The sequence below is a fragment of the Anoxybacillus sp. genome (genome assembly GCF_036834105.1).
In the GTDB taxonomy this organism is placed as follows: domain Bacteria; phylum Bacillota; class Bacilli; order Bacillales; family Anoxybacillaceae; genus Anoxybacillus.
The window spans coordinates 1-10281 of the sequence record NZ_DAITON010000084.1 but is presented as its reverse complement, the minus strand read 5'-3'; the positions used below and the strand labels follow the sequence as shown (position 1 = coordinate 10281).

General features: G+C 45.8%; 13 protein-coding genes. 1 reads left to right on the top strand and 12 read right to left on the bottom strand.

The genetic code is table 11. The annotated features are described in order from the left end of the window. Both V7Z64_RS09090 and V7Z64_RS09085 read right to left on the bottom strand, forming a co-directional pair. Positions 1 to 533, bottom strand: a 533-nt coding sequence (locus tag V7Z64_RS09090) for a DAK2 domain-containing protein (RefSeq protein WP_334110140.1), incomplete at its 3' end; no start/stop codon positions are given. 18 nt (positions 534 to 551) lie between these two features. Next, positions 552 to 914 carry an Asp23/Gls24 family envelope stress response protein gene (locus V7Z64_RS09085; protein WP_003394986.1) on the bottom strand — a complete coding sequence of 121 codons (363 nt, stop codon included), beginning with the start codon at positions 912 to 914 and terminating at the stop codon, positions 552 to 554. 220 nt (positions 915 to 1134) lie between these two features. On the opposite strand from V7Z64_RS09085, the gene rpmB reads away from it, so the two are divergent. Next, a complete protein-coding gene (gene rpmB / locus V7Z64_RS09080; RefSeq protein WP_003394988.1) occupies positions 1135 to 1320 on the top strand; it encodes a 50S ribosomal protein L28 in 186 nt (61 codons plus the stop codon). Positions 1321 to 1349: 29 nt separating this feature from the next. On the opposite strand, the gene spoVM is transcribed toward rpmB, so the two are convergent. The 10 genes from spoVM to def all read right to left on the bottom strand — a co-directional run bounded on the left by spoVM (position 1350) and on the right by def (position 10268). Continuing rightward, complete coding sequence (gene spoVM, locus V7Z64_RS09075) at positions 1350 to 1430, bottom strand: stage V sporulation protein SpoVM (RefSeq protein WP_003394991.1); 81 nt, start codon at positions 1428 to 1430, stop codon at positions 1350 to 1352. A 73-nt stretch (positions 1431 to 1503) separates the two neighbouring features. Next, positions 1504 to 2142 carry a thiamine diphosphokinase gene (locus tag V7Z64_RS09070; RefSeq protein ID WP_334110137.1) on the bottom strand — a complete coding sequence of 213 codons (639 nt, stop codon included), beginning with the start codon at positions 2140 to 2142 and terminating at the stop codon, positions 1504 to 1506. 30 nt (positions 2143 to 2172) lie between these two features. Beyond that, positions 2173 to 2829, bottom strand: coding sequence for a ribulose-phosphate 3-epimerase (rpe, locus tag V7Z64_RS09065; protein WP_297989009.1), 657 nt, complete (start codon positions 2827 to 2829; stop codon positions 2173 to 2175). A 2-nt stretch (positions 2830 to 2831) separates the two neighbouring features. Then, positions 2832 to 3713: a ribosome small subunit-dependent GTPase A gene (rsgA, locus tag V7Z64_RS09060; protein ID WP_297989012.1), complete on the bottom strand. Its 882-nt coding sequence runs from the start codon at positions 3711 to 3713 to the stop codon at positions 2832 to 2834. 13 nt (positions 3714 to 3726) lie between these two features. Next, on the bottom strand, positions 3727 to 5658 hold the full coding sequence (gene pknB, locus V7Z64_RS09055) for a Stk1 family PASTA domain-containing Ser/Thr kinase (RefSeq protein WP_297989014.1): 1932 nt from the start codon (positions 5656 to 5658) through the stop codon (positions 3727 to 3729). A gap of 6 nt (positions 5659 to 5664) precedes the next feature. Beyond that, positions 5665 to 6414 (bottom strand): Stp1/IreP family PP2C-type Ser/Thr phosphatase, encoded by a 750-nt coding sequence (locus V7Z64_RS09050; protein ID WP_297989016.1) that lies wholly within the window; start codon positions 6412 to 6414, stop codon positions 5665 to 5667. Between the two features lie 55 nt (positions 6415 to 6469). Then, positions 6470 to 7519: a 23S rRNA (adenine(2503)-C(2))-methyltransferase RlmN gene (gene rlmN / locus V7Z64_RS09045; protein ID WP_003395004.1), complete on the bottom strand. Its 1050-nt coding sequence runs from the start codon at positions 7517 to 7519 to the stop codon at positions 6470 to 6472. A 1-nt stretch (position 7520) separates the two neighbouring features. Beyond that, complete coding sequence (gene rsmB / locus V7Z64_RS09040; protein WP_297989022.1) at positions 7521 to 8861, bottom strand: 16S rRNA (cytosine(967)-C(5))-methyltransferase RsmB; 1341 nt, start codon at positions 8859 to 8861, stop codon at positions 7521 to 7523. Then, complete coding sequence (gene fmt, locus V7Z64_RS09035) at positions 8854 to 9798, bottom strand: methionyl-tRNA formyltransferase (protein WP_297989024.1); 945 nt, start codon at positions 9796 to 9798, stop codon at positions 8854 to 8856. Before fmt ends, rsmB begins: the two co-directional genes overlap by 8 nt. After that, the gene (gene def / locus V7Z64_RS09030; RefSeq protein ID WP_297989027.1) at positions 9795 to 10268 is read right to left on the bottom strand and encodes a peptide deformylase; all 474 of its coding nucleotides are present in this window, start codon (positions 10266 to 10268) and stop codon (positions 9795 to 9797) included. The genes fmt and def overlap by 4 nt, the downstream gene beginning before the upstream one ends. Between the last annotated feature and the right edge of the window lie 13 nt (positions 10269 to 10281).

Sequence of the window (10281 nt, the reverse complement as noted above, 5' to 3'; positions counted from 1 at the left end):
ACAGGAAGCAAATCTGGCGTACGTTTAAGCGACGCTTTCGCTTCTTTTAACGTTTCCTCCATCACGACAACGATGTTTGTTTCTTTTTTTGCAACAGCAACAGCCCGTTTCGCTGCGTCTTTGGCAACCGTTAAAATCGTTCCTTCGACCGGCTTCATGACAGCTTTATACGCCGTCTGAACTCCCGCTTCTAGCGCAGCTGCAAACTCTTTGCTGTTGACTTCGCTTTTTTGCTCAATTGCTTTCGCAAATCCGCGAAACAATTGGGATAAAATGACGCCTGAGTTTCCGCGCGCGCCCATTAACAGCCCTTTTGCTAAGGAGCTCGCCACTTTGCCGATATGGTCAGATACGTGATTTTTTACTTCTTTCGCACCAGACGTCATCGACAAGTTCATATTCGTTCCTGTATCTCCGTCTGGAACTGGGAAGACGTTTAATGCGTCAACTGTTTTTGCATTGTTTGCTAAATGTGCCGCGCCTTGCAACACCATTTGCGCAAAGCGTTTCCCCTCTAATGTTGTAATTGCCACCGACTATTTCCTCCTCACTTACGGATTCGTGACACGAACCCCTTGAACGTAAATGTTGATCGATTGAACAGATAAGCCTAACGTTTTATCTAGCGTATACTTTACTTTCGTTTGTACGTTGTGCGCTACTTCGGAAATTTTCGTGCCGTAGCTAACGATGACGTATAAATCAATATGCACTTCATCGTTTTCTTGACGCACAACAATTCCTTTCGCAAAGTTTTCGCGACGTAACATTTCAGCAATTCCGTCTTTCAGTTGGTTTTTTGATGCCATGCCGACAATGCCGTAACAATCGACTGCCGCTCCTCCAGCAATTGCTGCAATGACATCGTTGCTAATTTCAACACGACCATATTTCGTTTGTAATTCAATGGACATCGCTCAAGTCCCCTTTCTTATTAGGTAGCTAACGCCATTGTACTATACTCGGCTTATTTTTAAAAGCTTCTACCCATAGTATATTTACCCGAAACAGAAAACGGATGTCAAGGTTATTTTCTTGAAACAGTTGATCGCAAGTATTGCAATCCGTTTTTATGTATGATAAATTATAGTAGTGTTTTGAGCACGTAGTTTGGCAAGTGAGGAGGGAAACAAAATGGCAAAATGCTTTGTGACTGGTAAGAAAAAATCATTCGGAAACGCTCGTTCTCACGCAATGAATGCGAGCCGCCGCACATGGAAAGCAAACCTTCAAAAAGTTCGCATTTTAGTTGACGGAAAGCCAAAGCGCGTTTGGGTTTCTGCTCGCGCATTAAAATCCGGAAAAGTAGAACGTGTGTAATAGAAAAAAGCACCAATCATTTGGTGCTTTTATCCTTTTTTAAACGAGTTTAACATCGCCCGTACAATCCCACCTAAAAACTTCGGCAACTTAATCGTATAAAATTTCATGATCATTCCCTCCCCTACTGTGCACACTCTTCCACCATTATATTCATCTCCGCACAAATCGTACCTCGAAGCGTTATTTTTCATCCTTGCTTCTTATCATCATTAATATGCCTTCAGTAAATGAAAAAGTACCAAAATGATGGATAAGTTCGTTGCTGACGCATAATGTCGATCCGAGCGGCACATCGTGCGCATCGAGCGGATATTTAAACCCACGAAGCGTCAACGCGCGAATCGGGGTCAACGGAATAAATGAAACATACCGGTATTCATCTTTTTTAGCAACGACATGTTTTCCGCTGCGATGAAGCGTAACGATATTTTGACGATCAATTAACTCAATTTGTCCGTCTTCTCCCTTAAATAATAGTTGAACGTTACCGAATAAATGGTCGAGCCGTCCCCCTGTCGCTCCAAACAATCGAATTTTTTCCGCTTCTTGTTCAAGCGCCCAATCGAGAGCAATGTCTGTATCCGTTTGATCTTTTTCAGACGGCCATATGTCGATGTGTGGCAATTGCGTTTGTAATTGTTGCAACTCTTGTTCGCTTATGGAATCAAAATCTCCGAACGCCTTTCTCGGCACGATGCCTTCAGCTAGCAACGTCAAGACGCCGCGATCGACCCCTATCCAGTATACATCTTCGTTATCATATGCAGACAAATGCGGCAATACATTCGTTGGTCCACCCGCAACAATATGGATAATCAATTCACCCACCTCCTAATAAAGAAGGATGTGTCAAGATGACACACCCTCACGAATTGTACGAATCGCCTGTGCGCGATCGGCTTGGTTATAAATAGCTGATCCCGCAACGAGAACGTTCGCACCTGCTTCCACGCAAAGTTTAGCCGTTTCGGCGTGAATGCCACCGTCTACTTCAATTTCAGCAGAAAGCCCTCGTTCGCGAACGAGCGTTGCGCATGCACGAATTTTTGGCAACACAGCTGGAATAAACGATTGTCCGCCAAATCCTGGATTGACCGTCATAAATAAAACTAAATCTACATCTTCCATGACGTGTTCAATCATTGTCAACGGCGTATGCGGATTTAATGCGACACCCGCCTTTACACCATGCTCTTTAATAAGATGAATCGTGCGATGTAAATGCGGACAAGCTTCAACGTGCACAGTTAAATAGTCAGCACCTGCTTTTGCGAACGTCGGAATATAGCGATCTGGCTGTTCAATCATTAAATGAACGTCGAGCGGCAATTTCGTTACAGGGCGGATCGCTTCAACGATGAGCGGTCCAATTGTCATGTTCGGGACGAAATGACCGTCCATGACATCGACATGAATGTAATCGGCTCCTCCGCGCTCGACGTCTACAATTTCTTCGCCAAGCTTAGCAAAGTCGGCAGATAAAATAGATGGCGCAATTTTAATCATATTTAATACCTCGGCTTTCGTTCCTTAATTTCTTCCATAAAGCTAACGTAATGTTCGTAGCGGTAAGGAGGAATGTCTCCTGATGCGAGCGCTTCTTTTACCGCACATTTCGGTTCGGCTGTATGCGTGCAACCGCGAAACTTGCAATCGTCGCTTCTCGCAACAAACTCTGGAAAACAAAGCGGCAATTGTTCGAGCTCTATCTCATCAAATTCTAGCGCGCTAAACCCCGGTGTATCTGCAACGAAACCACCGCCGATTTCGATTAACTCGACATGCCTTGTCGTATGTTTTCCGCGTCCGAGGTGATGGGAAATGTCGCCCGTTTTCAATTGCAATTCCGGGCGCAATGCATTTAATAAAGACGACTTCCCAACACCTGACTGCCCAGCAAACACAGATACTTTCCCTTCAAAATATGGCAACAGCGCTTCAACAGTTTCGCGCGTTTGAACAGACACTTGTAATACATCGTATCCAATTTGGCGATAGTCACGAATATACTGTTCCAGACGCGGCTTCGTTTCATCATCCACTAAATCCATTTTGCTTACGACTATAATCGGACGAATGCCTTTAGACTCAATTAATACGAGAAAGCGGTCCAACAACCCTGGGCTAAAATCTGGCTCAACGGCCGAGAACACTAAAATAGCTTGATCGATATTGGCAATCGGAGGGCGGACAAGCTCATTTTTCCGCTCAAACACATCTAATATGTAGCCCTCTCGCTCATTTTCTGCCTGAAAAACGACATAATCGCCGACAAGCGGGGTTACTTTCCGCTTGCGAAACACCCCGCGCCCTCGGCATTGATACACTTGGCCGTCACTTAATACGTAGTAAAAGCCGCTTAGTGCTTTAATAATTTTTCCTTCTGCCATAACTCCCCTCCTTTTACGGTGTTTCCGGGTACGGTACAATGCCTTCGCGAACGACCGTATCGTTAACGACGACGCGATAACGTCCTTGCGTTCCTTGTTGAATAACGAACTCGACGCGCTCTTTCATCGTTTTCGTTAGTCGATATCGTTTGTACGGTTCAGAAAATTGGCGATTGGCATCTTCAATGTACAATTCGGCAATGACAGCTTCCCCGTCTTCGCTCGCTGTAGGCTCGTATGGAATCTCGATTTCTTGGACGACTTTTTTTGTCGTCACCGGTTCCTTTCCGAGCGAAATGACGACGGTAACGGTCGCTCCTTTCTCCAGTCTCGCATTCGCTTGCGGCGTTTGGGAAATGACGAGCCCTTTTTCGACCGTGTCGGAATATTGCTGTTTGACGATGACGTACAGCTGTTGATCTGCCGCATAATCGCGCACGCTTTTTTCCGTGTACCCTGTTAAATCTTTTAAAATAATTTTTTCTGGTCCAAGGCTAACTGTAAAGCGTACTTCTGTTTCTTCAGGTACAACTTTTTCATTTGGAAGCGGAAATTGATCGATAATCGTTCCTGCCGGTTCGTCGCTATATACTTCTTTTTTACTAATAAGCAAATACTTTTCGGCGCGCAGTTGCGGTTCAACGTCGCTTATTTGCTCACCGATATAATTTTTAAACTCGACCTTTTTCTTTCCTATGCTTTTATAAATGGTGATCGCTGTACCTAATTTGACCATTTTCCCGGCCGACGGGGTCGTGCGAATGACGTTTCCCGCTGCGATGTCATCATGCTCTTCTTCAATCGTTTCTTCAATTTTTAATCCTAGCTTCGTCAATTCCGCGATCGCTTCGTCGTAATTTTTGTCTGTCATATCTGGAACGGTGACATCTTTCGGGAAAAACACGTTCGGAATCCATGTGACCGCACTCACTCCGATACCGATGAGCGAAAGAAGTAAAACAGTTAAAGCGATCATCCATTTTTTTTGCCGCTTTTCTTTTGGAATCGACACGTTTTCCTTTTTTTCTGATGCGGGAGATAGCGGCGGTTTCACGACCGGAATGACTTTCGTCTCTTCATCGTCATCTTCCGTCGGCAAAGAAAATTTTTCTTCGTTCATCCGCTCCGGCAAAAGAGCGGTACGAATATGTTGTTGCATGTCTAGCGCGCTGTTGTAGCGATGCAACGGATTTTTTGCTGTCGCTTTCAACACAATGTTTTCTACGCTTTGCGGAACGTTCGGGTTCCACCGCCGAACAGACGGCGTCTCAGTTTGTAAATGTTTTAATACGATTGCTACAGCAGATTCACCAGAGAACGGTAAATGACCTGTTAACAGCTCAAACATGACAATGCCGAGTGAGTAAATATCCGACTTTTCTGTCGCCATGCCGCCTTTCGCTTGTTCAGGCGATAAATAATGAACAGACCCAAGCACAGAATTCGTCTGCGTAATCGTCGTCGAACTTAACGCAACAGCGATGCCGAAATCCGTTACTTTAATTGTTCCGTCTTCTGCCACTAAAATGTTTTGTGGCTTAATGTCGCGATGAATGACTCCGTTTTGATGAGCGTGGGCAATCGCTCCTGTTAATTCATCCATAATGCGCAACGCTTCTTGAACAGATAGAGGAGCACGCTGTTGAATGTATTGTTTCAACGTGCAACCACGCACATATTCCATCACCATGTAATAAATGCCGTCATCTTCTCCGACGTCATAAATGGTCACAATATTTTCATGGTTCAAGCTTGTCGCCGCTTGCGCTTCACGACGAAAACGTTTAATAAATAAATGATCGTTAACAAAATCTAAGCGCAACACTTTCACAGCAACGTCGCGATCTAAAATCATGTCCCTCGCTAAGTAAACGTTCGCCATCCCGCCGCCGCCGATCAATTGCAACACTTTATACCGATCGTTCAATCGTTTACCGATGAGCACGGGCGATCACCTACTTTCACTCACATCTAAAAATTGCACGATCGCTAACGTAATGTTATCTTCACCACCATGCTCGTTTGCCACATCAATGAGCGCTTGCGCTTTTTCTTCGAGCGAGCGATCGGACGTAAGTAAGTCGACCATCGTCTGTTCAGTCACTTTGTTTGACAGCCCGTCAGAACAAAGCAACAACATATCTCCTTCTTCAACAGAAACCGTTTTTACGTCCAATTGAATCGTCTGTTCTGTTCCGAGCGCGCGCAATAGAACATGTCTACGCGGATGATATTCCGCATCTTCTTTCGATAGTTGTCCGCTTTTGACGAGCTCATTGACAAGGGAATGATCTTCTGTCATTTGTTGAAACCCGTTCGCATTTAATACGTAGCACCGGCTATCTCCAATATGCCCGATCGTTGCAAATTGTTTCGTGCAAATGGCTGCCACAATCGTTGTGCCCATGCCTTGGCAATGATCGTTCGTTTGGGAGTGAAAAAATAGCGATTCGTTTACTTTCGTGACGTGTTCTTTTAACCACGCTTCCGCTTGCTGAGGGGATGCGATTTCTTCCGTCTCTTCCCAAAACTGTTTTAATTGCGTCATCGTCATTTCACTCGCTACATCGCCAGCACGGTGACCACCCATCCCATCGGCGACAACAGCTAAATAATTTCCAGCTTTATTCATAAACACGCCGCCGTTATCTTCGTTATGCGACCTCATTTTACCGATATCCGTCTGAAAAACCGCCTTCATACATGCACGACACTCACACGAGTATCGCTTCCTCCCTTCTGTATGTGTATCCCGTTTACGCTTTCGTTTCTTCTTTCCGCTCCTTCGCTCTTAGCTGCCCGCACGCCGCATCAATGTCATGCCCTTGTTCACGGCGAATCGTGACGTTAATGCCATGCTTTTTCAACGTCTTTTCAAACGCAAAAATTTGCTCGCGCGGCGTGCGAACGTAATTGCGTTCCGGCACATAGTTCACCGGAATTAAATTCACATGGCATTTTAATCCTTTAATTAGCTTCGCTAGCTCTTCTGCATGTTCAATTTGGTCGTTTACTCCGCCAAATAAACCGTATTCAAACGTGACGCGCCGCCCTGTTTTTTCGATGTAATAACGTACCGCTTCCATTAATTCTGGCAATTTATAGGCGCGGTTAATTGGCATAAGCTTCGTGCGCAATTCTGTATTTGGCGCATGCAATGAAATCGCAAAGTTAATTTGCATATTTTCATCGGCAAATTGATAAATTTTCGGAATAATGCCGCTCGTTGAAACCGTAATATGACGCGCGCCGATATGCAGCCCTTTCGGATGGTTGACAATTTTTAAAAACTTCATCAGTTCATCATAGTTGTCGAACGGCTCGCCAATGCCCATCACGACGATGCTGCTGACGCGCTCATTCGTTTCATCAAGCGCTTTTTGTACTTTGACGACTTGCGCAACAATTTCACCCGCTTGTAAATTTCGTTTTAATCCGCCTAACGTCGAAGCACAAAACGTACAGCCGATTCGGCAACCAACTTGGGTCGTGACACAAATGGAATTCCCGTAGTCATGGCGCATCAGCACCGTTTCGATCGAATAGCCGTCGTGAAGTTCAAATAAAAACTTCATCGTGCCGTCTTTTGACGTTTGCTGCACGAGCGTGTTCAGCGTCGTGATGACAAAATGCTCATTTAGCCGTTCGCGTAACGTTTTTGGAATGTTCGTCATCTCGTCAAATGACGCAACTCGTTTTTGGTATAGCCATTCAAATATTTGCGTGGCGCGAAACGGCTTTTCTCCTTGCTGTTCCACCCAACTTTGCAAGTCTTCTAAACGCATCGAGTAAATGGATGGTTTCATATCATTTCACCTTTCTTTTCAATGTTGCGATAAAAAATCCGTCGCTACATACGTAATGTGGAAGCAATTGCAACATGCCGTCATGCACATATGGTGCAACCGATGACGGGAGACGGGAAGCGAGCTTTTCGTCGCGCTCATATTGAGGATGCTCATGTAAAAACTTAGCGATCACCTGTTCATTTTCTTCCCGGTCGACTGTGCATGTGCTATATACGAGCGTTCCGCCACGTTTTAATAGCGGAGCAACCGCCCGTAAAATGTCCAATTGAATGTTGGCAAGCTGCGCGACATCTGTTTCGTTTTTCGCATATTTAATTTCTGGCTTTCGACGAATGACGCCAAGCCCTGAGCACGGGGCATCGACTAATATGCGGTCAAACGTTTCGGCATGAAATTGCGTATAGGCTTGACGACTATCGAGTTGTTTCGCTTCAATATTCGACAAATGCAGCCGTTTTGCCTGCTGTTCAATGAGTTTTACTTTATGGTCGTGAATGTCTAACGCAACGACGCGCCCGCGACCGTTCATTCGTTCAGCAATATGCGTTGTTTTTCCACCCGGCGCGGCGCAACAATCTAAAACGACGTCCGTCTCATTTGGGGAAAGAGCATAAGCGACGAGCATCGAACTTTCATCTTGAATGGTAATGAGCCCTTCGTGAAACACGCTCGTTTTCGCAGCGTTTCCGTTTGTCATTTTTATCCCTGCCGGCACGACGGAAGAAGGAACAGCGTCAATGTCTTCTTGTTTTAAGCGAGCGATCACTTCTTCAACTGTTGCGCGCATCGTGTTGACGCGAGCGGTTTGTTCAGGCGGTAAGTTGTTCGTTTCACACATGCGTTTCGTCTCATCCCAGCCGAACTGTTCGACCCATCGACGTACGAGCCAAAGCGGATGGCTCGTTGCAATGGCGAGACGTTCGAGGTCATCTTTCACTTCATCGAATGAACGCACCCCTTGGCGCTGAATGGAGCGCAATACGCCATTCACGAGCGAGGCGATGCCGCGATGCCCTCTCCGCTTAGCGATTTCTACCGCTTCAAACAACACGGCGCGATCAGGAATACGATCTAAATATATCATTTGATAAAGCGACATCCGTAGCAACATGCGCACCCAATGTTCAATTTTCCCTTTCATAAACGGTTGTAAATAGTAATCGAGCGTATCGCGACGTTGTATTGTTCCGTACACTAATTCTGTTAAAAGCGCCACGTCTTGGGGGGATAATTTGTTCGTTTCAATCGTATGATGTAATGATAAATGGCTATATGCCCGTTTTTTTTCAATATCTACTAGCACATCTAATGCTAAGTTTCGCACGTTTTTTTTACTCATTCGCCCCTCCTAATACTGTCCCAATTTCAATCGTCGTGCCGCGCAAAAAGTCAGTCGCACTCATTTTTCGCTTTCCGGCCGGTTGCAGCTCGGTTATTTTTATCGCTGTTCCGTTTCCTGTCGCAACGATGATGCCATCTTTCTCAACGGCGACCATCGTGCCCGGTTTTGCTGGGGAAGGAGCTGGCACTTTTTCTCCCCACCAAATTTTCCAACGTTCATCACCATATGTCGTATAAGCGACAGGCCACGGATTCATGCCGCGAATATGGTTGTAAATGTCTTCCCCATCTTTTTCCCAATCAATTCGTTCTTGTTCTGGTTTAATGTTGTACGCAAACGTCGCTTTGGCGTCGTCTTGCTTGATCGGTGTAATGTCACCGCGAAGCAATTTCGGAATCGTCTCAGAAAGCAGTTTCGCCCCAGCTTCGCTCAGCTTATCGTGCAACGTCCCGACCGTATCGCGTTCGTCAATCGGCACTTCCACTTGCGTCAATATGTCGCCTGCATCTAGTTTTTCAACCATATACATAATTGTAATACCCGTTTTTTCTTTCCCTTGCAAAATGGCATAATGAATCGGTGCCCCTCCGCGCAGCTCTGGCAAAAGCGACGCATGAACGTTAATGCAGCCGTACTTTGGCGCGTCAAGGAGCGGCTTCGGTAAAATTTGTCCAAATGCCGCCGTTACGATAAGATCCGGTTGCAAGGCGAGCACTTGCTCGTATTGTTCGCGTTCGCGAATTTTTGTCGGCTGCAATACAGGAATGCCGTATGATTGTGCTGTCACTTTCACAGGAGGTGGCGTCAACTGTTGTTTCCTCCCTTTCGGTTTGTCGGGCTGCGTCACGACGCCAACGACGTTGTAGCCATCTTCCACGAGCTGCTCTAAAACGGGGACAGCAAAATCGGGCGTGCCCATAAATACGATGTTCATCCGTCGATCTCTCCTTCTTCATAATAGCGAATAACTTTTGACGTAAATAAGATGCCGTGCAAATGGTCAATTTCATGTTGTAACGCGCGCGCTAAAAAACCGGTCGCTTCAATTTCAAACGGGCGCCCACGGCGGTTTTGCGCACGTACTTTTACGTATTGAAAACGCTTCACTTCCCCAAATAGTCCTGGAAAACTTAAACATCCTTCTGGCCCGATTTGTTCGCCGCTCTGTGCAACGATGATAGGATTGATTAATTCGATGCGCCCGTGACGGTCACCGACGTCAACGATTGCAATTTGTTGATCGATGCCGATTTGCGGAGCAGCTAAGCCGACCCCATCGGCCGCCATCATCGTATCGTACATATCGTTTAGTAGCTTAGTTAGCTTTCGGTCAAATACGGTGACCGGCTGACAAACGGTTTCTAAAATAGGTGCTGGATAAGTCACAATCGGTAAAATAGCCAAAACAGTTCCTCCT

Coding starts and splice junctions, on each gene's coding strand:
- rsgA (WP_297989012.1), bottom strand. CDS start 3,713: ATGGCAGAAGGAAAAATTATTAAAGCACTAAGCGGCTTTTACTACGTA.
- V7Z64_RS09050 (WP_297989016.1), bottom strand. CDS start 6,414: ATGAAGGCGGTTTTTCAGACGGATATCGGTAAAATGAGGTCGCATAAC.
- spoVM (WP_003394991.1), bottom strand. CDS start 1,430: ATGAAATTTTATACGATTAAGTTGCCGAAGTTTTTAGGTGGGATTGTA.
- rlmN (WP_003395004.1), bottom strand. CDS start 7,519: ATGAAACCATCCATTTACTCGATGCGTTTAGAAGACTTGCAAAGTTGG.
- rpe (WP_297989009.1), bottom strand. CDS start 2,829: ATGATTAAAATTGCGCCATCTATTTTATCTGCCGACTTTGCTAAGCTT.
- rpmB (WP_003394988.1), top strand. CDS start 1,135: ATGGCAAAATGCTTTGTGACTGGTAAGAAAAAATCATTCGGAAACGCT.
- fmt (WP_297989024.1), bottom strand. CDS start 9,798: ATGAACATCGTATTTATGGGCACGCCCGATTTTGCTGTCCCCGTTTTA.
- rsmB (WP_297989022.1), bottom strand. CDS start 8,861: ATGAGTAAAAAAAACGTGCGAAACTTAGCATTAGATGTGCTAGTAGAT.
- V7Z64_RS09085 (WP_003394986.1), bottom strand. CDS start 914: ATGTCCATTGAATTACAAACGAAATATGGTCGTGTTGAAATTAGCAAC.